Source organism: Paenarthrobacter sp. E2MeOHC11, assembly GCF_058744955.1.
Map to the genome: position 1 here is coordinate 2520262 of NZ_CP196673.1, position 21575 is coordinate 2541836.

The 21575-nt window shown below is 63.3% G+C and carries 24 protein-coding genes; 13 read left to right on the top strand and 11 right to left on the bottom strand.

The genetic code is table 11. The annotated features are described in order from the left end of the window. Nucleotides 1-17: 17 nt before the first annotated feature. The 3 genes from ACSSVG_RS11815 to purB all read right to left on the bottom strand — a co-directional run bounded on the left by ACSSVG_RS11815 (nucleotide 18) and on the right by purB (nucleotide 2951). Nucleotides 18-521, bottom strand: coding sequence for a GNAT family N-acetyltransferase (locus tag ACSSVG_RS11815; protein WP_231343476.1), 504 nt, complete (start codon nucleotides 519-521; stop codon nucleotides 18-20). Nucleotides 522-648: 127 nt separating this feature from the next. Further along, nucleotides 649-1305, bottom strand: a complete 657-nt coding sequence (locus ACSSVG_RS11820) for a histidine phosphatase family protein (RefSeq protein WP_492419088.1) — start codon at nucleotides 1303-1305, stop codon at nucleotides 649-651. 239 nt (nucleotides 1306-1544) lie between these two features. Beyond that, the gene (gene purB / locus ACSSVG_RS11825; RefSeq protein WP_231341912.1) at nucleotides 1545-2951 is read right to left on the bottom strand and encodes an adenylosuccinate lyase; all 1407 of its coding nucleotides are present in this window, start codon (nucleotides 2949-2951) and stop codon (nucleotides 1545-1547) included. A gap of 166 nt (nucleotides 2952-3117) precedes the next feature. Here purB and ACSSVG_RS11830 point away from each other — a divergent pair, with 166 nt between their 5' ends. Then, the gene (locus ACSSVG_RS11830) at nucleotides 3118-3429 is read left to right on the top strand and encodes a hypothetical protein (RefSeq protein WP_492419090.1); all 312 of its coding nucleotides are present in this window, start codon (nucleotides 3118-3120) and stop codon (nucleotides 3427-3429) included. Then, the gene (locus ACSSVG_RS11835; protein WP_492419092.1) at nucleotides 3429-4778 is read left to right on the top strand and encodes a hypothetical protein; all 1350 of its coding nucleotides are present in this window, start codon (nucleotides 3429-3431) and stop codon (nucleotides 4776-4778) included. The genes ACSSVG_RS11830 and ACSSVG_RS11835 overlap by 1 nt, the downstream gene beginning before the upstream one ends. A 32-nt stretch (nucleotides 4779-4810) precedes the next feature. Here ACSSVG_RS11835 and ACSSVG_RS11840 read toward each other — a convergent pair whose 3' ends face one another. Further along, nucleotides 4811-5239: a phage holin family protein gene (locus tag ACSSVG_RS11840; RefSeq protein ID WP_090824234.1), complete on the bottom strand. Its 429-nt coding sequence runs from the start codon at nucleotides 5237-5239 to the stop codon at nucleotides 4811-4813. 72 nt (nucleotides 5240-5311) lie between these two features. Between ACSSVG_RS11840 and ACSSVG_RS11845 the strand changes: the two genes are divergently transcribed. The 5 genes from ACSSVG_RS11845 (at nucleotide 5312) to ACSSVG_RS11865 (ending at nucleotide 11058) form a co-directional block, all read left to right on the top strand. Continuing rightward, nucleotides 5312-6430, top strand: coding sequence for a histidinol-phosphate transaminase (locus tag ACSSVG_RS11845; protein WP_231341915.1), 1119 nt, complete (start codon nucleotides 5312-5314; stop codon nucleotides 6428-6430). A gap of 151 nt (nucleotides 6431-6581) precedes the next feature. Beyond that, nucleotides 6582-7775: a pyruvate dehydrogenase (acetyl-transferring) E1 component subunit alpha gene (pdhA, locus tag ACSSVG_RS11850; RefSeq protein WP_231341916.1), complete on the top strand. Its 1194-nt coding sequence runs from the start codon at nucleotides 6582-6584 to the stop codon at nucleotides 7773-7775. Continuing rightward, complete coding sequence (locus tag ACSSVG_RS11855) at nucleotides 7775-8755, top strand: alpha-ketoacid dehydrogenase subunit beta (RefSeq protein WP_159706430.1); 981 nt, start codon at nucleotides 7775-7777, stop codon at nucleotides 8753-8755. Before pdhA ends, ACSSVG_RS11855 begins: the two co-directional genes overlap by 1 nt. 55 nt (nucleotides 8756-8810) lie before the next feature. Next, complete coding sequence (locus ACSSVG_RS11860; protein WP_492419095.1) at nucleotides 8811-10388, top strand: dihydrolipoamide acetyltransferase family protein; 1578 nt, start codon at nucleotides 8811-8813, stop codon at nucleotides 10386-10388. A gap of 73 nt (nucleotides 10389-10461) precedes the next feature. Further along, nucleotides 10462-11058 (top strand): phosphatase PAP2 family protein, encoded by a 597-nt coding sequence (locus tag ACSSVG_RS11865; RefSeq protein ID WP_492419191.1) that lies wholly within the window; start codon nucleotides 10462-10464, stop codon nucleotides 11056-11058. Nucleotides 11059-11097: 39 nt separating this feature from the next. Here ACSSVG_RS11865 and ACSSVG_RS11870 read toward each other — a convergent pair whose 3' ends face one another. Continuing rightward, entirely contained in the window at nucleotides 11098-12189 is a 1092-nt protein-coding gene (locus ACSSVG_RS11870) for an amidohydrolase (protein ID WP_492419097.1), read from the bottom strand. A gap of 212 nt (nucleotides 12190-12401) precedes the next feature. On the opposite strand from ACSSVG_RS11870, the gene ACSSVG_RS11875 reads away from it, so the two are divergent. Then, on the top strand, nucleotides 12402-13805 hold the full coding sequence (locus ACSSVG_RS11875) for an APC family permease (RefSeq protein ID WP_492419099.1): 1404 nt from the start codon (nucleotides 12402-12404) through the stop codon (nucleotides 13803-13805). Here ACSSVG_RS11875 and ACSSVG_RS11880 read toward each other — a convergent pair. The 3 genes from ACSSVG_RS11880 to ACSSVG_RS11890 form a co-directional block, all read right to left on the bottom strand. Beyond that, nucleotides 13802-14113: a hypothetical protein gene (locus ACSSVG_RS11880; protein ID WP_231341934.1), complete on the bottom strand. Its 312-nt coding sequence runs from the start codon at nucleotides 14111-14113 to the stop codon at nucleotides 13802-13804. The two genes, ACSSVG_RS11875 and ACSSVG_RS11880, sit on opposite strands and share 4 nt — an antisense overlap. 172 nt (nucleotides 14114-14285) lie before the next feature. Further along, nucleotides 14286-14714: a universal stress protein gene (locus ACSSVG_RS11885; RefSeq protein ID WP_231341920.1), complete on the bottom strand. Its 429-nt coding sequence runs from the start codon at nucleotides 14712-14714 to the stop codon at nucleotides 14286-14288. Continuing rightward, the gene (locus ACSSVG_RS11890; RefSeq protein ID WP_492419193.1) at nucleotides 14711-16018 is read right to left on the bottom strand and encodes an aminotransferase-like domain-containing protein; all 1308 of its coding nucleotides are present in this window, start codon (nucleotides 16016-16018) and stop codon (nucleotides 14711-14713) included. Before ACSSVG_RS11890 ends, ACSSVG_RS11885 begins: the two co-directional genes overlap by 4 nt. Nucleotides 16019-16129: 111 nt before the next feature. Between ACSSVG_RS11890 and ACSSVG_RS11895 the strand changes: the two genes are divergently transcribed. The 3 genes from ACSSVG_RS11895 to ACSSVG_RS11905 all read left to right on the top strand — a co-directional run bounded on the left by ACSSVG_RS11895 (nucleotide 16130) and on the right by ACSSVG_RS11905 (nucleotide 18617). Next, nucleotides 16130-16978, top strand: coding sequence for an isocitrate lyase/PEP mutase family protein (locus ACSSVG_RS11895; RefSeq protein ID WP_492415007.1), 849 nt, complete (start codon nucleotides 16130-16132; stop codon nucleotides 16976-16978). An 87-nt stretch (nucleotides 16979-17065) separates the two neighbouring features. After that, nucleotides 17066-18097: a hypothetical protein gene (locus tag ACSSVG_RS11900; RefSeq protein WP_231341923.1), complete on the top strand. Its 1032-nt coding sequence runs from the start codon at nucleotides 17066-17068 to the stop codon at nucleotides 18095-18097. Next, the gene (locus ACSSVG_RS11905; RefSeq protein ID WP_231341924.1) at nucleotides 18078-18617 is read left to right on the top strand and encodes a hypothetical protein; all 540 of its coding nucleotides are present in this window, start codon (nucleotides 18078-18080) and stop codon (nucleotides 18615-18617) included. The genes ACSSVG_RS11900 and ACSSVG_RS11905 overlap by 20 nt, the downstream gene beginning before the upstream one ends. Before the next feature lie 5 nt (nucleotides 18618-18622). On the opposite strand, the gene ACSSVG_RS11910 is transcribed toward ACSSVG_RS11905, so the two are convergent. Together ACSSVG_RS11910 and ACSSVG_RS11915 are read right to left on the bottom strand one after the other, a co-directional pair. Continuing rightward, nucleotides 18623-19096: a DUF1990 domain-containing protein gene (locus tag ACSSVG_RS11910; RefSeq protein WP_231341925.1), complete on the bottom strand. Its 474-nt coding sequence runs from the start codon at nucleotides 19094-19096 to the stop codon at nucleotides 18623-18625. A 40-nt stretch (nucleotides 19097-19136) separates the two neighbouring features. Then, nucleotides 19137-19550 (bottom strand): GerMN domain-containing protein, encoded by a 414-nt coding sequence (locus ACSSVG_RS11915; protein ID WP_253464937.1) that lies wholly within the window; start codon nucleotides 19548-19550, stop codon nucleotides 19137-19139. A 109-nt stretch (nucleotides 19551-19659) separates the two neighbouring features. On the opposite strand from ACSSVG_RS11915, the gene ACSSVG_RS11920 reads away from it, so the two are divergent. Then, the gene (locus ACSSVG_RS11920) at nucleotides 19660-20151 is read left to right on the top strand and encodes a hypothetical protein (RefSeq protein WP_492415008.1); all 492 of its coding nucleotides are present in this window, start codon (nucleotides 19660-19662) and stop codon (nucleotides 20149-20151) included. Here the strand turns inward: ACSSVG_RS11920 and ACSSVG_RS11925 are convergent. After that, nucleotides 20148-20714, bottom strand: coding sequence for an NAD(P)H-dependent oxidoreductase (locus ACSSVG_RS11925; RefSeq protein WP_492415009.1), 567 nt, complete (start codon nucleotides 20712-20714; stop codon nucleotides 20148-20150). The genes ACSSVG_RS11920 and ACSSVG_RS11925 overlap by 4 nt on opposite strands. A gap of 125 nt (nucleotides 20715-20839) precedes the next feature. Between ACSSVG_RS11925 and ACSSVG_RS11930 the strand changes: the two genes are divergently transcribed. Then, a complete protein-coding gene (locus tag ACSSVG_RS11930; protein WP_231341928.1) occupies nucleotides 20840-21445 on the top strand; it encodes a TetR/AcrR family transcriptional regulator in 606 nt (201 codons plus the stop codon). Nucleotides 21446-21575 lie beyond the last annotated feature (130 nt).

The following is a 21575-nucleotide window of genomic DNA, read 5'->3' on the forward strand; positions in this document are numbered from 1 at the left end:
GCCAGGCCATCGCGGTGCTAAGCCATCGCCGTGTGCGAAGCACTGTGGGAGTCCAGGCGCTTGGAGTAGCAGTACGATTCGTCGACGCCCACATACGGGCCGAAGTTCGGCACGGAGGCGAAGCCGGCACTTTCGTAGAAGCTTCGGCCATCCGACTGGGCTGACCCGGCCTCAGCTGCGATCACGCTGAATCCATGGGAGTGGGCTTGGGCTTCGAGCGCCGCCAGGATGGAGCTCGCTACTCCTGACCCCCGGGCGTAGGGGACCACATACAGCCGCTTGATTTCGGCTGTCTTCTCATCGAGCATCCGCAGCCCGCCACATCCCAGTGGCTGTCCGGAGCATTTCTCGTAGGCAACAACGAAGACGGCCGTGTCTGCTTCCGATGGAGGAGGTCCGGGCTCATGATCCGTGCTGCCGAACCGCGCGTCGAGTTCGGCCTGCTGTGCTGCCCGGAGATCGGCGCCCACGGGGTTGGCCCACGTGACCTGCCGAATGTTGAGCCGTGGGTTGGTCTGCATTTGTGCCTCAATTCGCCGGGTTTCGTCGGAGGTGTCTATGCGTCTCAAGCCTACGGAGCGGTGGTTACCGTGGTGTTTCCTGCGCGTAAGCGTCGGGAGAAATGCTGGCTGCCTCTGCGTTGTGGGGCTAAAGCGCTTCACCCGTGGGGTCATCTGCGGTTTGGTCTGCCAGGGCCATGCCGCCCACAGGGATCTGGTCCCAGTGCAGCACCTTCCAGCCATTTCGTGGGTCGCCTTCGAGAGCCACGATTCCGGTGTTCGGGAGCTGGTGGGTTTCGGCAAAAACGGTGTCGATGTCCGTCGCCCTCCGACCCGCCCAGCAGCGGATCGCCGCTCCGTGGCTGACGATCGCGGCCGTCTCGTGTCCCGCGGCCGCAACGAGCTCCACGGAAGCATCGAAGCGGGCGAAGAAGTCGTGCCCGTTGAAGGCGCCTGGCATCCGGACGTCGAGGTCTCCGTCCGTCCATGAGAACACGGTGCTCATGTACCGCAGGTGGGACTCGTGGTCAGTCTTTTTCTCCAGCGCGCCGGCTTCGATCTCATGGACGCCGTCCAGGATTGTCGGTTCCAAGCCCGTGGCTTTGGCCAAAGGAGCGACCGTTCGCTGGGTGCGCAGCAGCGTCGACGTATAGAGGGTCTGGATGCCTTCGTCGGCCAGGGCTTCGGGCAGGGCTGCCGCCTGACGCTCGCCGAGTTCGGTCAGCCCCGGTCCGGGGAACGCCGTGTCCAACTGGCCCGCTACGTTGCCGGGTGTCTGTCCGTGCCTGATCAACAGGAGCTTCATGGTTGCTCCGCTCCTTTACGTCGTAGCTGTTCGGGCACGGAGGCGCTGCGCTCCTGCCCAGTTGCTTCCAGCCAATCAGTCGCCGCATGCCGTGCACAGCCCGACACGCCGTGTCCCGAAGCTCCAGACAGGATGCTTGGCAGAGCAGCGCGGAAAGAACCCGCCTCCGCTCACCAGCCGAAACGCCGACGGCGGGCCGAGGCATCCAGCCCCGGCCCGCCGTCGTCGAACGTTCTGAATTACTGCAGGTGATCCACGAGCTTGTCAGCGATGCCCGTGTACTTACCCGGGGTCAAAGCGAGCAGGCGAGCTTCGGCGTCAGCGGAGAGGCCGAGGCCCTGCACGAATTCCTGCATGCGGGCGCCGTCTACGCGCTGGCCGCGCGTGAGGTCCTTGAGGCGTTCGTACGGGTTTTCCATGCCTTCGACACCGGCGATTGCCTCGGCGCGCATGACCATCTGGATGGCTTCGCCCAATACTTCCCAGTTGGTGTCGAGGTCGCCGGCGAGGACTTCCTCGGCGACATCAAGGGCTTTCAGGCCCTTGGCGACATTGGAAATGGCCAACAGCGAGTGGCCGAAGGCGACGCCGATGTTGCGCTGCGAGGAGGAATCCGTCAGGTCGCGCTGCCAGCGGGAGGTGACCAGCGTGGCGCCCAGGGTATCCAGGAGGCCGTTGGAGATCTCAAGGTTGGCCTCCGCGTTTTCAAAGCGGATGGGGTTGACCTTGTGCGGCATGGTGGAAGAACCCGTGGCGCCGGCAACCGGAATCTGGCGGAAGTATCCGATGGAGATGTAACTCCAGATGTCCGTGCAGACGTTGTGCAGGATGCGGTTGAAGCGCGCGATGTCGGCGTAGAGCTCGGCCTGCCAGTCGTGGCTTTCGATCTGCGTGGTGAGCGGGTTCCACGTGAGGCCCAGGCCTTCCACGAACGTCTTGGCGACGGCTTCCCAGTCAGCGCTCGGCACGGACGCTACGTGCGCTGCGTAGGTGCCCGTGGCGCCGTTGATCTTGCCCAGGAATTCGGTCTTGGCGATACGTGCCAGCTGGCGGTTAAGGCGGTGCGCGATGACAGCCAGTTCCTTGCCGAGCGTGGTGGGGGTGGCGGGCTGGCCGTGCGTGCGGGAGAGCATCGGTACAGAGCGGTTTTCTTCCGCCATGGCTTCGATCTGCTGGACGAGGGCAGCGGCGTTGGGAAGCCACACGTCCTCGACAGCACCCTTGATGCCTACGGCGTAGGAGAGGTTGTTGATGTCCTCTGACGTGCAGCCGAAGTGCACCATGGCCGTCAGGTTCTCGATGCCAATGGCCGGCAGGCGACGGCCGATGTAGTACTCAACAGCCTTGACGTCGTGGACCGTGACGGCTTCGATCTCGGCGAGTTCGTTGACCGATGCGGCATTGAAATCGGTGACGATGGCTCGCAGCTGTGCGATTTGCTCATCGGACAGCGGGCCGGCGCCGGGCAGGACGGACTGGCTGGTCAGGTGGATGAGCCACTCGACTTCAACGTGAACGCGATCGCGGTTGAGGGCAGCCTCGGACAAGTAGTCCACGAGGGGTGCGACGGCGGCACGGTAGCGGCCGTCGAGGGCGCCAAGGGCGAGAGGTTCGGAAGCGAGGGACACGCGAGGGGATTCAGCCATGGTGCCTATTCTTTCATGTTCCGCCATGGTGCCCGAGTCGGTGACGGCCGCTATGTGGACGACCCGCTGGTTATCCACATACGCGACGGCCGCGCTTCCGCTGCGCTCTGCCGCTCCGTAGCGTCGAGCCTACCGATCAGCAGAACAATCGATGGAGTACCCGGACATGAGCGTCGGCTTGATGCCTGCAGCCAACCCGCCCACTTTCGACCCCCTGGAGTGTGCTTCCCGAAGCCATGAAGTTCAGCGGCTCGCTTGGCGCATCAAAACGTGCGTGGACCAAGCGGACACCGTCCTTGCAACCCTGCGGCGGGCGCAGATGGACCACTGGCTCTCGCCCGCGGGACGTGCCTACCGGACCACTATCGCCTTGCACGCTTCGGCGCTGATGCGTGCCCGGGAGTCGTTGGATTCCGCAGTTGCCGTGGTGCTCCGTCACTCCCAAAGCGTGTCCGTCACGGGCAAGAGGGGTCCCTGATGTCCGACGCAGCTCCTGTTGGCGCCGGCGAAGCGCCCCTGCCGCTGCCCCCGGCTCCGGACGGGATCCTGGCGATCCGGGGTGGGGTCGCAGGGATGTCGTTCCAGCTTGAGGAACTGCTGAGGGGCGCCAGCGTCCTTGATGACGCGGTCCAGCAACTCCTGGATGTCGAGGCAGAAGCACGTCGGGTTCAGGATGAGTTGGAACCGTTCCTCTACGACTCCTACGAGACTGGCTGCAACGCCATCAATGCGGTGGCAGAGAGCCGGAAGGAAGTGGGGCGCGTGCGCCAGGAGTTGGTGGACGTCAGCGCAAGCGTGCGGGCCAGCCACCGGGACTATGTGGAGACGGAGGCCAAAAACGTTCTTCCGCGGGTCCTGACTCTGGACGAGATGAGGTTGACCACGTCGATTTTGCCCCCGAGCCGCGAAGTCGCGCACAATCTCGCCACCATGGTCCTTCCCTTCTGGGCGGGTTCACGCGGCGTCATTCGAGGCATTCTGGAATCGCCACTACGTCCGGAAATGCGGCCAAGACCGGTGAGTATCGGGAAGACCAACGAATCGGTTGAGTACGTGGAACCCTCCATGGGAGAAAGCCTGCGGCGTCTCGAGAGGCTGCATGCCCGGAACGACGGCGAAATTGAGGTCATTCACTTCGATAACAACGGATCGTCCTCATGGATGGTCCTCATTCCGGGAACCCAACCCTCGTCACCCACGACAAATCCCCTTGACATCCAAGGAATCGGCGAGGCGCTGGGCTACGACTCGGAAGAGGTCGTGCCTGCCGTTGGCCAAGCGCTCCATGAGGCGGGTGCTGCGGCCGGGGATCCAGTGGTGGCAGTGGGGCATAGCCAGGGCGGCGTTCACGCCATGAATCTCAGTCGGAACAAGGCTTTCCTCAAGGAGTTCGACCTTAAGTACGTGCTGACCGCTGGAGCTCCTGTCGGTGGCATCACAGCGGAGCCCGGCATCAGTTCACTCCACTTGGAACACGTTCAGGACTGGGTCCCGGGAGCCGATGGCCGGATAAATCCCGACACAAAGGACAGGGTGACTGTGACCCTGACCGACGAGGTCAGGACACCCGAGGGGGAAGACCCTGGCCTGGGGCCGGGACATGACCAGGGGAACTACGCGGCAGGAGCAGAGCTGGTAGAGGCGAGCCAGGACGAGTCGCTGGCCGCTTCGACTTCCGTGTTCGCGGGCGTTGTGGGTGCGGGCGGGATGGCCAAGGTGACGCGGTTCAAGCTGGAAAGGGCGCCCACGCCAGTCCGGCTGTCCGCGGTGCAGCCTGATTCACTTCCAACGGTCCGGGACACGAAGAAGGGCGCTGGGACTCGGTAGTGCTTCAAGCTGCGGAGGACGAATGCCTGCTGCTAGCGCTTGCGGGCGCCAGGGATGAGTCCAGCCACCATCGAAATAATGCTGATGATGATCGAGGCCAGGATGGCCGTCCAGAAGAAGGAGTCCAGGGTGAGGTGGACCGGTGTGAATGTACTCAGCCATGCGGTCAGGTACAGCATCGCGGCGTTGATGACGATCGTGAAAAGGCCAAGCGTCAGGATGGTCACCGGGAGCGACAGCAGCCTGACCAAGGGGCGGACGAAGGCGTTCACTACACCGAAGATCAGCCCGATGAAGAGGTACGCGAGAACTATGCCGGCAGTGTCTGCGCCTTGGGTGAGTCCCGCGTTGGTGGCGGCCTTCTCGGTTGCCGTGGTGGTGATATCCATGCCTTGCAGCAGCCAAGTTGCCACCCAGAGGGCAAGCCCGTTAATCAGGACGCGAATGATGAATGAACCCATGGCCCCATGGTTTCACACGGACCTGTTAATCGGCTCAGCATTAGCCCTCAGCAGGCAAGTAGGCTTGAAGCCATGACTACTACTGACAACGCACCGGAGGGCGTACTCCCTCGTCCGGTCGTGGACAGGCTCCCCAAGTACGCGGCAGGTAAACCCCCTGTTGCGATCGAGGGCCTCACCAGCTACAAATTGTCGTCCAACGAGAACCCGCTGCCTCCGATTCCTGCAGTGTTGCAGGCAATCGCTGACCAGTCCGATATCAACCGCTACCCCGATCCCCTCGCTACCAAGCTGCGGAACTCGCTGGCCGGTTTCCTGGATGTCCCCGCTGACGATGTCGTCACCGGTGCGGGCAGCCTCGGAGCCCTGAACCAGATCCTCGCAACGTTCGCCGGGCAGAACGACGACGGCAAGCAGGACGAGGTTATCTACGCCTGGCGTTCTTTCGAGGCATACCCCATCTGCGTCGGTCTCGCCGGTGCAGCCAGTGTCCAAATCCCTTTGCTGGCTGACGGACGCCACGATCTTGAGACCATGGCGTCGGCCGTCACGGTGCGCACCAAGGTCATCCTCCTGTGCACCCCAAACAACCCCACCGGTCCAATCCTGACGGCAGAGGAAACGGAGCGCTTCATCCAATCGGTACCGCCCAACGTGGTGGTGGTCATTGATGAGGCGTACCAGGAATTCGTGCGGGATGCGGACGCGGTGGATGGGATCAAGCTTTACCGCAACTATCCCAATGTCGTGGTTCTGCGGACCTTCTCCAAGGCCCATGGCTTGGCCGGTTTGCGGGTTGGGTACAGTGTCTCCGGGCCCTTGCTCACCCAGCACCTGAGGGTCACGGCCACTCCCTTTGCCGTTTCCCAAATAGCGGAACGCGCCGCCGTTACCTCTATCGAGAATTTCGATCAGGTTGTGGAAAGGGTACAAAGCCTGGTGAATGAGCGGGATCGGGTTACTGCTGGCCTGCGGGAACTTGGTTGGTTTGTTCCCGAAGCCCAGGGCAACTTTGTTTGGCTGAATCTCGGCGAGCACAGTGGCGAGTTTGCGGCGCTGGCAGCTGAGCAGGCCTTGTCCGTGCGGGCATTCGCAAACGAAGGTGTCAGGGTGAGTATCGGAGAGGTCGAGGCCAACAGCCGATTCTTGAAACTCTGTGCAGGTTATACAAATGCACCGCTGGGTTCCTAGCGGTTAACAAATGCGCCAACATTACTTACTGCCGATAAAGTAAGGGACGAAAGCCAAAAGTATGCCCGTTCCGGAATGCATTCCGGAACGGGCATATATCCCAGCGACAGACATTGCCCGGCGCTCCCGCCGCGGCAAGCAAGGAGACGGAATGGGCTCGACACAACTGCCCCCCGGGACGGAAGAAACTCTCGCGGCAACCTCCGCGGCAGCAGCCGCGCCAGGCGAACCGGTGGAAATGGTTCAGTTGCTAGGCCCCGACGGAAAGCTGGGTACCGACCCCGTCTTCTCGGACTACGCCAAGCGGATCGACCCTGAGAAGCTGCGTGTTTTCTACACGGACATGGCCAGGATCCGTCGGTTCGACCAAGAAGCCACTGCCCTGCAACGCCAGGGTGAGCTGGCACTGTGGGTCCCGCTGACCGGCCAGGAGGCTGCTCAGATCGGGTCCGGCCATGCAAGCCAACCCCAGGACTACATCTTCCCCACCTACCGCGAACACGGTGTCGCGCTGGTCCGCAACGTGGACCTCGCCGAGCTGCTCAAGCAGTTCCGCGGTGTGTCCAACGGTGGCTGGGACCCCCGCGAGAACAACTTCCACCTTTACACTTTGGTCCTCGCGGCGCAGACACTCCACGCAGTGGGTTATGCCATGGGTATCCAGCGGGACCAGAAGCTCGCGGCCGCCACGGACTCGAACGACCCCAAGGCCGCCGTCATTGCCTACTTCGGCGATGGCGCCAGCTCCGAAGGCGATGTCCACGAATCCATGGTTTTCGCTGCGTCCTACGACGCACCGGTGGTGTTCTTCTGCCAGAACAACCACTGGGCCATCTCGGTGCCCACCGAAGTGCAGACGAAGGTTCCACTGGCCAATCGTGCAAAAGGGTACGGGTTCCCCGGAATCCGGGTGGACGGCAATGATGTCATCGCCGTCCACGCCGTCACCGAGTGGGCCTTGGAGCATGCGCGCGAGGGTCGCGGGCCGGTGCTGATCGAGGCCTACACCTACCGGGTGGGCGCGCACACCACCGCCGACGACCCCACCAAGTACAGGGAGTCTGCCGAGGAAGCTGCCTGGCGCGAAAAGGATCCGCTGGACCGCTTGGAGAAATACCTGCGCGCCGAGGGGCTTGCAGACGAGGCCTTCTTCGACCAAGTGAAGGCCGACGGCGATGAGCTGGCCAAGTACGTCCGCAGCACCACGCATGGCCTTGAAGTTCCGGACATCCGGGATGCCTTCGCCAGCGTCTACGCGGAACAACACCCGCTGATAGCGGAGGAACTGGCCTGGTTCGAGGAATATTCGGCAGGCTTCGAAAGCGACGAGGAGACAGCTAACTGATGGCAACCATGACCATTGCGAAGGCCATCAATGAGGGTCTCCGCGCATCACTGACGAGCAATCCCAAGTCCCTGCTCATGGGTGAGGACATCGGACACCTGGGCGGCGTTTACCGTGTCACCGACGGCCTCATCAAGGAGTTCGGCGACGAACGCGTCGTGGACACTCCGTTGGCAGAGTCGGGCATTGTTGGCACGGCAATCGGGCTGGCCCTGCGCGGGTACTCGCCGGTGTGCGAAATCCAGTTCGATGGTTTTGTCTATCCAGCCTTCAACCAGATCACCACGCAGCTGGCCAAGATCCACTCCCGCAGCCTCGGCAAGCTCACCGTTCCTGTGGTCATTCGCATTCCGTATGGCGGAGGCATCGGCTCGATCGAGCACCACTCGGAGTCCCCCGAAGCGCTGTTCGCCCACACCGCCGGCCTGCGCATCATCTCGCCTTCAAATGCCCACGATGCCTACTGGATGATCCAAAAGGCCATTGAGTGCCAGGATCCGGTGATCTTCTTCGAACCCAAGCGCCGCTACTGGCTCAAGGGCGAGGTGGATGTCGAGAACGCCGGCCTTTCGGAGGATCCGTTCAAGGCGCATGTTGTCCGTGAAGGTACCGACGCCACGATTGTGGCCTACGGACCGTTGGTGCCGGTTGCGCTTGCGGCCGCCAACGCGGCGACGGAGGACGGGCGAAGCATCGAGGTCATCGACCTCCGCTCCATCTCACCACTGGACTTCGACACCGTGGAAGCCTCGGTCAAGAAGACCGGGCGCTTGATCGTTGCCCATGAGGCCCCCACCTTTGGAGGTATTGGAGGCGAGATCGCAGCGCGTATCAGCGAGCGGGCGTTCCTTCACCTGGAAGCTCCCGTGATCCGTGTGGGCGGGTTCCATATGCCTTATCCCGTTGCCAAGGTGGAAGAGGATTACTTGCCGGACATCGACAAGATCCTCGAAGCGCTCGACCGTTCCCTGGCCTACTAAACCGCCCAGATCCTGCCGGGCTTCGCGGCCTGGTAACCGGAAATCGAGGACCACTGTGACTGTAAAGAAATTCAACCTGCCGGACGTTGGCGAAGGCCTGACCGAGGCCGAGGTAGTGGCTTGGAAGGTCAAGCCGGGCGACGTCGTTGCCATTAACGATGTCTTGTGCGAGATCGAGACGGCCAAGTCGCTCGTAGAGCTGCCCTCGCCCTTTGCGGGCACTGTCACGGAGCTGCTCGTCGAGGAAGGCATCACGGTTGAGGTCGGCACGGCGATCATCGCTGTTTCCGAAGGCCAGGAGGGTGAAGGGACGCCGGTTGCCCCTGAGTCACCGGCCGTCGAGATGCCCCTCTACGGCAAGCTCCCGGCCGACGACGACGATAACCGTCCGGCCGGCGGTCCGCTGGTAGGTTCAGGACCCAAGGCCGACGCCGTCAAACGCCGTGCGCGCAAGCGTCCGGCGGGCTCGGTTGAGGCAGCTGCCGTCGCCGAGAACGCCGAAGGCACGGTCCAGGACAACCAAGCCGTACTGGCCGCCAAAGCAGCCGAATCCCCGGCCTCGCATCGTACGACGCCGGCACGCGCCGCCGTCGAGCCCGTCGCCCCGGCGCCGGTCCTCCAGGCCCCGTCCACCCAGGTTCCTGCCCCACAACAGCAGACCCCGCAATCTTCTGTCGGGCAGACGGCAGCATCCCGCGGCGCAGCGATTACTGGCACCATCAGCGGCCTGGTCAACAAGGTTCTCGCCAAGCCTCCCGTGCGCAAGTTTGCCCGCGACCTCGGAATCGACCTCGCCGATGTGGTGGCAACGGGGCAGCGCGGCGAGGTGACCCGCGAAGACCTGGTGAGCTACCAGGCGCAGCGCGACGCCGAGCACGATCAGGCGGATTCTTTCTGGGGTGCGTCCAAGAAGCCGCAGGACCAGCGCGTGGAGCGCATGCCGGTCAAGGGCGTCCGCAAGGCCACGGCCAAGGCCATGGTGGATTCAGCCTTCTCGGCTCCCCACGTCAGCATTTTCGTGGATGTGGACGCCAGCCGCACCATGGAGTTCGTCAAGCGCCTCAAGGTTTCCCGCGACTTCGAAGGCATCAAGGTCTCGCCCCTGCTCATCCTGGCCAAGGCCGTGATCTGGGCTGCAGCCCGCAACCCCAGCGTCAACGCCACCTGGGTGGATGATGCCGACGGGAACGGAAACGCCGAGATCCAGGTCAAGCACTACATGAATCTGGGTATCGCCGCTGCAACCCCGCGAGGACTCATGGTCCCGAATATCAAGGACGCCCAAGACCTTTCGCTCAAGGAATTGGCCCTGGCGCTCAACGAGTTGGCCACCAAAGCCCGCGCGGGGAAGACGCAGCCTGCTGAGATGCAGGGCGGAAGCCTGACCATCACCAACATCGGCGCCCTGGGCATTGACACCGGAACACCCATCATCAACCCGGGCGAAGTTGCCATCATCGCGTTTGGAACCATCAAGCAGAAGCCCTGGGTTCTGGATGGCGAAGTTATTCCGCGGTGGATCACCACGCTTGGCGGCTCATTCGACCACCGCGTGGTGGACGGCGATCTGTCGGCGCGATTCATGGCAGACGTTGCGGCGATTCTCGAAGAACCGGCGCTGTTGCTTGACTGACCGGAAAGCTGCTGCCCCAACCTCTTCCGGATTGGAGGCAGCGCCGGAAACCGGCCACCTGCCTCCTCAGCTGGTGACGGGGCCCTGGCGCACGGTTGCCCGTGTGCTGACGGAAGTGTTCCAACCGCCAATTGTCGTGTTGGTGCTGTTATTGATCAGCCCTGCAATCGAACCGGGTTTCCCGGGGACAATGTGGTTCGGACTGCTTGCGGCCCTGTTCGTCTGTGTCCTGCCACTGGCGTACGTATTGGTGATGGTCAAATTGGGCAGGATCACGGACCACCATGTCAGCGACCGGCGCCAAAGGCCAGCGTTGCTGTTGATGGCCCTGGTGTCAGTGGTGGTCGGGCTGATGGTGTTGCAGCTGCTGGATGGACCGGCGAGCGTATCGGTGATGATCATCGCTCTCATCGGAGGCATCGCCGTCTTGGCGGTGGTGAGTGCCTTCTGGAAGATGAGCGGGCACGCGTCTGCCCTCGCTGCGGCCGCTGTCATTGTCGTTTCGATGTTTGGACCAGCCTGGCTGCCGGTGCTGCTCCTGGTACCTGCAGTGGGCTGGTCTCGTTTGGTCCTGCGTGCCCACACCCTGGGCCAAGTCATCGTGGGCTCGCTGTTCGGCGGAGTGGTGATCGCAGGACTGTGGTGGCTCCTGCGGGAGTGGATGCTCTAGGCACTGAGCCTTAAGGGGCACCGCCTCACCGGTCACCGCCTAAAGGGTCACCGTTCGCCCGTTCCGGACAACCCGCAGCGGGGCAGGCCTGTCCACCACCAACTCTGGGATTGAATTGGCTGCGAATTCCAGTCGATCATCGGACCCGGCGTCGGAGAAGCCGATCACCGCTGCCGATCCGACGAGTTCTGCCCCGGCGGTGGTAGCGATCCGGAAACAGCGTTCGAGTTCTGCATCGGTCAAGGCGCCGGTGCGGTAACCCAGAAGGTGTGCACGGTCCATCATGCTGCCCGTGCCGTAGGGTGACCAAGCATCGCGGACACCGTCTGATCCGAGGGCAACCTTGACCCCATGGCTCTCCATGAGATCCAGCGTGGGGACGGGATCTGCACCGAGGGCACATGTCGCCATCCACATCCCGGCCTCCGCCATTGCGTCCAGGGTGGCCCCAAGCTCCGGGTGGGCGGTGTCGCAGAGTGCGAAGGCGTGCCCGATCGTGACACGCCCCTGCATGCCCTCCGCCAAGGTACGCTGCGCGACCGCACGCAGCTGGGCCAGTCCTTCCGTGCCCCCATCGTGGACGTGGATGTCCAGGTCCCTGCCATGCTTGTTCGCGATTCCGAAGACGGCGTCCAGATGGCCGTGGAGGTCTCCGTCCAGCGTCGCAGGGTCGATGCCGCCCACCAGGTCGGCCCCTTCCGACAGTGCGGCCTCCATGAGGTCCCGCGTGCCGGGATTGCTCAGCAACCCGAATTGCGGGAAAGCCACGATCTGGACGTCGAGGTAAGGGGCCAGCCGCTCAGCAGCTGCCCTGACTCCGTGGATATTCTTGAGGCCGATTTGCGTGCCTACGTCCACGTGCGCCCGCATGGACATGGTCCCGTTGACAACGGCTTGCCTCATGAGTGAGTAGGCGCGCTCCTCAACATTATCGGGAAACGAAAGCTGCGCCTTCAGGTCGTTCCCGATGAGCTCCGCCAGCGTATGAGCATGTGGGCGGGACAACCACCGGCCGCCCCAGGTGGTCTTGTCCGGATGGATGTGTGCGTCCACGAACCCTGGCGTCAGCAAGGGAGGATGCCCTCCGGGCACGTGGCCATGAGCCTTCGCCGGCATTTCGGGTGCAGTCATTGAGGGTCCTCTCGTGAACCATTACGGTATACCAAAATCCATAAACGTTGAGTTCCAAGGAATGCTACACGGCGCCCATAGGCGCCTATGTCAGCATCAATCTCATTAGATTCTAGATTTGGCATACCAAAACCTGTACTTGAGCGCCGCTCTCGCCTAATCTAATGAACAACATTCATTTATGTGATGCGGATCGCATCGAGGAGAACGCCATGCACACCACCCCAACCAGCGCGCCGGAGGCTCCTGCATCAGGGCCTACCCTCAAGCGTGTCCTTGGCTTGCCGTCACTGGTCGCCTTCGGCCTGACCTCCATGGGCATTCTGTCCGTGGTGGCGGTGTACGGCGCCGGGACCGAGATCAGCGACGGGCATCTGCCGGCCGCCTACATGGCGGCCCTGATCGCAATGCTGTTCACGGCCCACAGTTACGGCCAGATGGCACGCCACGTTCCGGTGACCGGCGGCGCGTATGCGTACGCTTCCCGCGCCTTCGGCAAGCCGGTGGGCTTCCTTGTGGGGTGGGCCATGATGCTGGATTACGTATTCCTGCCCATGGTGAACTTCCTGCTGTTTGGCCTCTACCTCAACAGTTTGCTGCCCGGCATACCGCCTCAGCTGGCAGTCTTGGTGTGTCTTCTGGTGGTGGGGCTTTTCAGCGTGATCGGCGTTGCCTGGATCAAGAAGATGAACTTCGTGGTGGTGGCCGCATCGGTGCTGGTCATCCTTGTTTTCGTTGTTCTGGCAGTACTCAACGCCCCGGACCTTTCGGTCCAGAGCGTCATCCGTCCGCTGACCTTGGGCGACGGGGGCATAGCGCCGGTCATGGCCGCGGCGGCCATTGTCGCCTTCGCGTTCCTGGGATTCGACGGCGTCTCCACCTTGTCCGAGGAAACGAGAAACCCCAAAAGGGACGTGCCGCGCGGCATCATCCTGTCCACGCTCTTCGCCGGTTTGGGCTACACACTCTTTTCCGTGGCGGGAAGCGTCATTGCACCGGACTGGAGATCAATCGAAAACCTCGACGCTGCGGGCACGGAGCTCATGCAGCGTGCTGGCGGAGACGTGCTGATGGTGGTGTTCGTGGTGGTCAACCTCGCTGGCTTGGTTCTCTGCGGTACCGCAGCCCAGATGAGTGTCAGCCGCGTCATCTATGCAATGGGACGGGACCGAATCCTGCCCGGCGGACTCGCGAAACTCCAGCCCCGCTTCCGGACGCCGTACGTTGCCGCCTTGCTGGTATCGGCAATATCCCTGGTTGCCCTGTTCATTACATTGGAGCAAGCCGTGTACATGATCAACTTCGGGGCTTTGATCGCCTTCGCAGTGGTGAACCTGGCAACCATCAAGGTGCTGTTCTTCGAGCTGCGGAAGAGGGGAGCGAAGGGGACCCTGCGGAATCTGGTCCTGCCCCTGCTCGGGTTTGCGTCCATCGGATGGCTCTGGACGTCGCTCGCTTGGTTCACGTACCTGCTGGGAGCCGCGTGGCTTACCGTGGGCTTGGCGATCTTCTTCGTGCGCCGCCGGAAAGCGGGAGGTCACGTCGGACTGAACTTCGACGACGGCACGCGCGTCGATGGGGCCGCGCAGTCTCCCGAGGTGGCGGGCAGCCGCTAGAACGCCGGGTAACTGACCAGCAGCGCCTGAAGTTCCGTCGTCGACATGTTGTTGGCCATTTCAACGCTGATGCCCATGGCAATGGCGGCCACAGTGACCATGGCAACGCAGGCCACGGAGAGGAAACGCCAGTCCTTGCGGAAGACGCTGCCGAAGGTCTCGGGCATCTCGAGGCTGGGGGAGATCATGTTGGGGGCGCTGTCCCAGGAGCCGTCATCCAGCATCGCGATGATGCGATCGTTGCTGCGGTCGTACCGCATGGTGCTGATGTTGTTGCCGTGGCGGGCAAGGAGGATGTCGTGGCCCACGCGTTGGCGCGGCTGCAAGGTAAGCAAGAAATTTCCCCTGAAATCGAGAAGTGGATGGTGGCGCACGCCATTGGGGGCATCTCGATTTTATAACGGTTGGGATTGAAGGCGGTCCCAAAATACGCCAAACGCCGGGTGAGTCTCCCCACCCGGCGGAGTGATTCAACTCTCTTTACGGCTGGTCGGTCTTGGCAATGTAGACATCGCAAGGGGCGGTGTGGGCAACGGTGTTGGCCACACTGCCCAGCACCCGGCCCAGGCCTTGCATGCGACGGTTGCCTACGACGATCAGGCGCGCGTCCTGCATTTCTGCTTCCTTAACCAAGGCTTCGCCCGGCTTGCCGCGGGCAGCTGAGTAGGTGACTTCCAAGCGGTCATCCGTCAGCCGTTCAGCCACGGTGCGGGCCACTGCTTCAGCTTCGGCGGCGTCGGAAACGATCCACTTATCGGTGCCGATCTCGACCACCTCAGTGCGGTTGCTGTCGAAAGCACTGACCACGCGCAGGTTGGCTCCGAGGCCAATCGCCAGTTGCTGGGCAGCCTGGGCTGCCCTCATCGCCGTCTCGCTGCCGTCTACTCCGACAATCACAACTCCGGTCATTGTGCTGCTCCTTCATTGGTGGCTGTGATGGCTTCTGCCAAAACTGGTGCCAAGCGGCGGACGCCTTCGGCAATCGTATCCGGGGGAACGGCACTAAACGCGAGGCGGAGCTTGTTTGAGGGTCCGTCAGCGGGGGAGAATGCCGCGCCGGGGATGAAGACCACACCGGCGTCGATGGCTTTCGCGAGCAGCGGGTAGGTGTCTACTCCTTCGGGCAGGGTGACCCACACGAAGAACCCGCCATCCGGCCGCGTCCAGGTCAGGCCGTCCGGCATGTACGCGTCCAGAGCGGAGAGCAGTGCCTTGCAGCGTTCTGCATAGAGCTCACGGTAGGTGTCGATCTGGCCTTGCCAGTCGTACTCGCGGAGATATGCCGAGACGAGCATTTGGTTCAGCGGCGGCGGGCAGAGCGTCACGGCCTCGGATGCGAGGTAGAAACGCCGCTGCAAGTGGGCCGGAACAAGTGCCCAGCCGATCCGGAGCCCGGGTGCGAAGATCTTGGAGAAGGAGCCAAGATAGATCACATCGTCCGGGTTGGCCGCGCGCATGGGGGCGATCGGGCGGCCGTCGAAGCGCAGGAGTCCGTACGGGTTATCCTCCAGGACAATAATATTCGCGTCGCGGCATATATCTACGATCCGCTGCCTGCGGTCCTCCGCCAGCGTGATTCCGGAGGGATTGTTGAAGTTGGGGATGGTGTAGAGGAACTTGATGTTCCTGCCCTCTGACTGGAGCGCCGCGATCCGGGCCTCCAGAAGCTCCGGCACCAGGCCGTCGTCGTCCATTTCGATCGGTTCCACCTGTACCTGGTACGCCTCGAACGTATTCAGGGCGCCTACGTAGGTGGGGTTCTCCACCAGGACAACGTCCCCAGGGTTGCAGAAGACCTTGGTGGCCACGTCCTGGGCCGACTGGGACCCGGCAGTGATCACCACATTCTCGGGAAGGGCATCGGTGATTCCCTCGGCGGCCATGATGTCGCAGATCTGCCTGCGGAGCTCTTCGGTGCCCTGGCCGCCGCCGTACTGCAGGGCAGTCATTCCCTCTTCAGCGATGATGCGGGCGGCGGTCTGGCCGAGTTTGTCCAGCGGCAGCGACTGCAGATACGGGTTGCCGCCTGCGAGCGATACAAGGCCTGGCCGCATCGAGATGTCGAAGACGTCGCGGACAGCGGATTGCTTGATATTGGCGGCCCGCTCGGAGAAAAGTTCCTCGTGCGGGTGGGCGGCCGTGGCGGCCCGCTCAATGGCGTCGATGGCTTCAGCGGGCAACGTTGCGCCGGCATCCAATGTTTCGTGGGTCACAGTCACAGGATACTCCTCGATGTTGCTAATGAGGCAACAGTTGTTTTCGAATCTGTCCCAGTTTCGCAGGTCACGCTTTACGCCGCGATCCGGAAGGGCTGGAATGTAGCTATGACAGCGCACCGGGGATCCGTGACCAAGGCCGAACAGTTCCACAAACTCCACGACGCCGGGCCTACGCCCCTGGTGCTCGTGAATGTATGGGACGCGGCTTCCGCCCGCGTGGTCCAGGATGCAGGGGCAACGGCGATTGCTACCTCAAGTTCGGCCGTCTCCTGGAGCCTGGGGTTCCGGGATGGGGATCACGTGCCGTGGGGGTTGGCGATGGCAGCCTTGGGGCGGGTGGTCGGCGCCACCACTCTGCCCGTGACCGCGGATATCGAGACCGGGTACGGGCGGACCGACGACGAGCTCCGGGCCACCGTCCATGCCGTCCTGGACGCGGGCGCTGTTGGGATCAATATTGAAGACTCCGGCGCCGAACCGCTCACCGGGATCGGCGAACAGTCGCGCAGGATTGCCCTCATCCGCGCCGCGGCCGATGATCGCGGGATCCCGCTGTTCATCAATGCACGCACGGACACTTACCTCTCCGGCCGCTTCCCGGACGCTGCATATGACGAGACGCTGCGGCGTGCCGAGTCTTACCTCACTGCCGGCGCTGACGGAGTTTTCGTGCCCGGAGTCGTGGATCTGCATGTCCTCCACGAGTTGTCCAACCGGATTCCGGCGCCACTCAACGCGTTGGCGGGTGTGGGTGCCCCGTCGCCGCTTGAACTGCACGACGCCGGCGTGCGTCGCGTCAGCATCGGAGGCAGCACCGCCAAAGCGGCCTACGCCAAGGTTGCGCGGGTAGCCAAGGAGATCCTCGGGGACGGCAACTGGGCCGGCCTCGCCGGCACGCGGAGTCACGACGAGATGGACGCCCTCTTCGCAGAGGGGCCCAAATACAGCCTCTGAAGCGGCGGAAGGTACGACGGCGGCACCCGCCTTTATTGTCGGACCCCGCCGGTAGCTTTGGTCATGTGGAAGACGAGGGGAGGCTCCATGGCACGGCGTAGTGTGCAGTTCTGGCGCATGGAACAGCTGAACGGTGACGAGCTCAGCCGTCCATTTCCAGCGCGACGGGTGGCAGAGGTCCTGAAGAAAGCCCAGGATGCGGCGACGGACCGGCATTTCACCAGCGTGGACGGAACGGTGTTGCTCGCCCAGGCAGTGGCATCTTCGCCGCATCCCGTGATTCTGCTTGACCGGGTCCGGGACACCAACCTGCCCAGTGTCGGTGACGCCCTTGGTCGACGGAAACCCCTGCCACTGGCTCCGGGCGACCACCTGCTGGAGACCACGTATTTCGCGTTCCTGAAGAGGAACGTCATCGCGGTACTCACCAGCGGCAACGGTCCCCGGGCCTCACGGATGGCGGAGTACCTTGGCGGAATGCTGGGACTGGAACCAAGCCTTGTTCCGGTGGTGAGGGAGGACATCGAGGAAATCCTCACCCGGCTTGAAGTGAGCCGTTTCGAGTTCGCCCTTCCAGCAGAGCGCCTGTCGGGGAAGCTGATGGAAGGCGAATGGGCCGACGTCCTGGACAGTGCCTCCCGCCTCATGAACGAGGGAACGTTTCGCATTTCCCTCAGCGTTGGCCGGTCCGGAAAGGCGGAGGACAAGCAGCGGATCCGGGACCGCATTCAACAACTCATCGACCTCTTCCGCAGGGCAGGGTCCGTGGAGCACTTTGACTACGTCGTGGCGGAGGGCAAGGACTCGCTGACCGGCGATCGTGAGGTGGTGGATTTGCTCAAGGAGCGGTTCATTTCGCATATCGAGGTTGACCCGGACGTATTCAACGATCCGCAGAAGTCGGTGGCCGAGGCCATCGCCATCCTCAACAAGCAGGCCAGGGACAACGAGGAATTTTTCGCGAGGACCTTGCCGGACGTCAAAGGCTCGGCTGACGCCAGCCTGGTACCGGACATCGTCGCGGGCGGAATGGCCGCCGTGCGGGAAGCACTAGTGGCCGCCACAAGGCGTGATGAGGAAGCCCAGGGCGGTGCGGGACATGAGCTTGTACGAGGTTGATCTCCAGCACACAGGGCGTCGCCGGACCCTGTGGCGCTGGTTCCTGCTGCACCCCACAGCCGACTTCCTTTGGGCGGTTCTCGCTGTTGTGATCTGGCTGGGGATCGGGTTGTTGGCGCGTCAGCCGCTGATGCTGGAAGGTGTTGATGCCGGAGCCCGGCGAACCCTCTTCCAGACTCTGGCCACCTTGGCCGGTGCCACGGCAGGGTTGACCCTCACGAGTGTTTCCATGCTCATTAACGTGCTCGGCAAGAAGGCAGCGCCGGGCCAGCGGGAACTACCGTTGGAGAAGCTGTCAGCAGCCCACCGCCGCCAGATCGGTGAGGTATTCCTGTTCGCCATCCCGGGTCTTGGCCTTCTGGTGGTTGCCGCCTTGGTCACGGTTGTCCTCGAAGGAGGCGCCGCCACGGGACTATGGATTCCCGAAGCCGTGGTGTTCGTGCTGGCCTTCGCTTCTGTCCTTGCCTTGTTGCGCGTGGCGTGGGCCCTGCGGAGGGTGTTGGCCATAGCGACGGCGTGAAGGAATCAGCGCAGCGTCCGGAGGTACCTACGCCGCACCACCTTCTGCAGCACCAGGAGAGCCGGGTAGAGCACTCTCCACGGCTGCTGCGGCGCCGGCGCTGTCAGCGAACGGATGGTCAAGCTCACCTGCTCCCCATTACGGTGCACGATGAACGCTTCTTCGCCTGAAACAGGGTGCCCCGGCAGGGTGCGGTACGCGAATCCCACCCTGTCCGGCTCTTGCACGACGGCCACAACTTCCACCGGTTCCAGCACCCGAAAGCCCAGAAAATGCGCTGTGACCAGCACCCGATCGCCGGCAGACACGGGCTCCGGTGAATTGACGGAGAACCCGCTCGCGGTCTTCACACCCCAGCGGAGCACCTGCTCCGTGGCGCGCTCCCAGACCTCATCACCATGACCCACCACGGCACACACGTCCGAGCGGCGGTACCCGCCATCAAACCGTGGCCACACGTGAAGTTCAGGACTGGTCATGCAGCGTTTCCCCCCATCAAGATGTCCCCCAAGCCTATGCTCACCGCACGCTCAAGGCCTCGGTCAATGTCCGGCCGTTGACGTAGATCTCGGCCCGCGACGCTCCGCTGGCCGACACGATGGTGTGCGTCAGTTGCGCTTGGATGCGCGGAATGTCGCACACCCCTCCGGGCCTCAATGATCCGCTGAGGTTCACCACTACGGTGGCCCCGCTCATGTAGCCGGACAAGTAGCGCAACGAGGAACCTGCCAGTGCGTCGTAGAGTGCGGCATCACTGTCCACGGGCATTCCGGCTTCCAGCAGTCTTCCCAGAGCAACGGTCAGGGGATCGCCGGGCACAGCCACGCCGCGGACCGGAACCAGGCTGTCGTTGCAGCCGAAGCGCACGCCGCGGGAGCCGCCGTCGTCGATTGCCACGTAGTAGACCGCCGGCCCCGAGGTGTCTGCATCCACGGGGACCACGGTGGCGGTTGGTGAAGGTTCGGGCGCGCTGGTGCCCGGTTCGGGGGAAGGCTCGACGGCGGAACCTGGCTCAGTTGGAGAGGCCGAAGGAGGCGCGGGGATGGCTGCCGGAGCGCTGGGAGGGGACCGCGTCGGCGTTGGTGAGGGGGCCGAGGAAACTGAGGCGGTCGAGGGAGGTGCGGCGGGTACGGCAACAGACGGAGTGCCAGGCGTGGAAACTATGGGCGTCATGCTGGCCGAAGCAGTCACGGAAACCGTCGGCAAAGGACGGGCACTTGCGGGCCCTGCGCCTTCGGGACTGGCCGGAATCGATGTACAGCCAGCCACCCCCAGGCTGAAGACGAGGCAGGCAGCGGCGATCGCCGTCGTACTTGTGAATCCCCGTCCGGCATGCATGACAGCCCGCGCTCCTGTCCGTCCACCTGTACCTCCAACGTTAGGACGCATGGGCGCAGCGCAACATGCCGCTACGGTGACGGTTCGGACAAGAGTTGATCACGCTGAAGCCGGCAGCGGTCCGGCGACGCGTGGGAAGGCAAATGCCCCCGTCCCGCAAGCTGCGGAACAGGGGCATCAGAAGCGAAGAGACTAGGCGGCCGCTTCTTCTTCCTGGACGGCCGTCAGGGGCTCGAAGATGCCCTTGATCTGCTCAACAACCTCGGCGTCGTCCTTCGGGTGCAGTTCAGCGAAGCGGATCATGGAACCCGGGACAGCCAGCTTGACATCTTCCAGGACCTTGGCGCCGGCGATGCCCACAGCCTTGCGGGCTTCGTCCTGCGCCCACACGCCACCGAACTGGCCAAAAGCGGTTCCGACGACGGCGGTCGGCTTGCCGGAGAGGGCGCCGGCGCCGAACGGGCGGGACAGCCAGTCAATGGCGTTCTTCAGCGATGCGGGCATGGTGCCGTTGTGCTCGGGGGTGACCAACAGGATCGTGTCGGCATCGGCTGCTGCAGCGCGGAGGGCGGCAGCTTCGGCGGGGACCTGGCCTTCGACGTCGATGTCTTCGTTGTAGAAGGGGATGGTGCCCAGTGAGCCGTGGATCTGCACGTCGACGTTCTCGGGTGCGTTCAGCTGGATGGCTTCGGCGAGCTTCTTGTTGTGGGAATCGGCGCGCAGGCTGCCGACGAGGGTAAGAACTGTGCTCTTGGACATGGTGTCTCCTTGTGTCTGGCCCAGTCCCTCGCGGAACCGGACCTGCGGTAACTGGGCTGTGGAGCCTTCACCGATACTAAACGGACCACGGTCCGCTTTCTATTCCCGGGGTCTAGAATATTTCTGTGAGCTCGATCCCAATCCGGCCGGACGTGCCCCTTGGTGCCCCGCACGAGCGCAGTGACGCAGCGAGGAATCGTGAGCGCCTACTCAACGCTGCCCGGGACTTGGTGGCTGAGTTCGGCGCCGAAGCGCTGACCATGGATGCACTCGCCTGCAAGGCCCACGTGGGCAAAGGGACCGTGTTCCGCCGCTTTGGCAGCAGGGCGGGGCTCATGATGACTCTCCTGAGCGATTCTGAGTCTGAGTTCCAGCACGGCTTCATGTTCGGTCCACCACCCTTGGGTCCGGGCGCACCGCCCCTCGAGCGGCTGATGGCGTTTGGAGAAGGCCGGATCTATTTCGTCCTTGAAAATGGTGAACTCCTGAAGGCCGCGGGTGCTGCCACGCGCAACAGGTTCGACGTTCCGGCCACCAAGCTCTCGCATCGCCACATGGAGGTCCTGCTTCGGGAGGGTGGTATCGCCGACCCTTGGGTCATGGCGATGTCACTCACCTACGCGCTGGATCCCGAGCGGATAGTGGACGACGTCCGCGTTCGAGGCATTTCACCCACACGCCTGACCGACTCCTGGCGCGAGCTGATCACGCGCCTCCTGCGGACGGCCTAGCGCCGCAGCCCTCCCGCCGAACCTGTTCTGTTAGCGCCCCCATCGCGGCCGCCGTGGGCGTATCAGTGTCTCCAGGGTCGGAAGCGTGACGCAGTCTGCACATAACAATCTGGCTGCAGGCGCGAAACTG

Coding starts and splice junctions, on each gene's coding strand:
- ACSSVG_RS11815 (WP_231343476.1), bottom strand. CDS start 521: ATGCAGACCAACCCACGGCTCAACATTCGGCAGGTCACGTGGGCCAAC.
- ACSSVG_RS11820 (WP_492419088.1), bottom strand. CDS start 1,305: ATGAAGCTCCTGTTGATCAGGCACGGACAGACACCCGGCAACGTAGCG.
- purB (WP_231341912.1), bottom strand. CDS start 2,951: ATGGCTGAATCCCCTCGCGTGTCCCTCGCTTCCGAACCTCTCGCCCTT.
- ACSSVG_RS11830 (WP_492419090.1), top strand. CDS start 3,118: ATGAGCGTCGGCTTGATGCCTGCAGCCAACCCGCCCACTTTCGACCCC.
- ACSSVG_RS11835 (WP_492419092.1), top strand. CDS start 3,429: ATGTCCGACGCAGCTCCTGTTGGCGCCGGCGAAGCGCCCCTGCCGCTG.
- ACSSVG_RS11840 (WP_090824234.1), bottom strand. CDS start 5,239: ATGGGTTCATTCATCATTCGCGTCCTGATTAACGGGCTTGCCCTCTGG.
- ACSSVG_RS11845 (WP_231341915.1), top strand. CDS start 5,312: ATGACTACTACTGACAACGCACCGGAGGGCGTACTCCCTCGTCCGGTC.
- pdhA (WP_231341916.1), top strand. CDS start 6,582: ATGGGCTCGACACAACTGCCCCCCGGGACGGAAGAAACTCTCGCGGCA.
- ACSSVG_RS11855 (WP_159706430.1), top strand. CDS start 7,775: ATGGCAACCATGACCATTGCGAAGGCCATCAATGAGGGTCTCCGCGCA.
- ACSSVG_RS11870 (WP_492419097.1), bottom strand. CDS start 12,189: ATGACTGCACCCGAAATGCCGGCGAAGGCTCATGGCCACGTGCCCGGA.
- ACSSVG_RS11875 (WP_492419099.1), top strand. CDS start 12,402: ATGCACACCACCCCAACCAGCGCGCCGGAGGCTCCTGCATCAGGGCCT.
- ACSSVG_RS11885 (WP_231341920.1), bottom strand. CDS start 14,714: ATGACCGGAGTTGTGATTGTCGGAGTAGACGGCAGCGAGACGGCGATG.
- ACSSVG_RS11895 (WP_492415007.1), top strand. CDS start 16,130: ATGACAGCGCACCGGGGATCCGTGACCAAGGCCGAACAGTTCCACAAA.
- ACSSVG_RS11900 (WP_231341923.1), top strand. CDS start 17,066: ATGGCACGGCGTAGTGTGCAGTTCTGGCGCATGGAACAGCTGAACGGT.
- ACSSVG_RS11905 (WP_231341924.1), top strand. CDS start 18,078: ATGAGCTTGTACGAGGTTGATCTCCAGCACACAGGGCGTCGCCGGACC.
- ACSSVG_RS11910 (WP_231341925.1), bottom strand. CDS start 19,096: ATGACCAGTCCTGAACTTCACGTGTGGCCACGGTTTGATGGCGGGTAC.
- ACSSVG_RS11920 (WP_492415008.1), top strand. CDS start 19,660: ATGGCTGCCGGAGCGCTGGGAGGGGACCGCGTCGGCGTTGGTGAGGGG.
- ACSSVG_RS11925 (WP_492415009.1), bottom strand. CDS start 20,714: ATGTCCAAGAGCACAGTTCTTACCCTCGTCGGCAGCCTGCGCGCCGAT.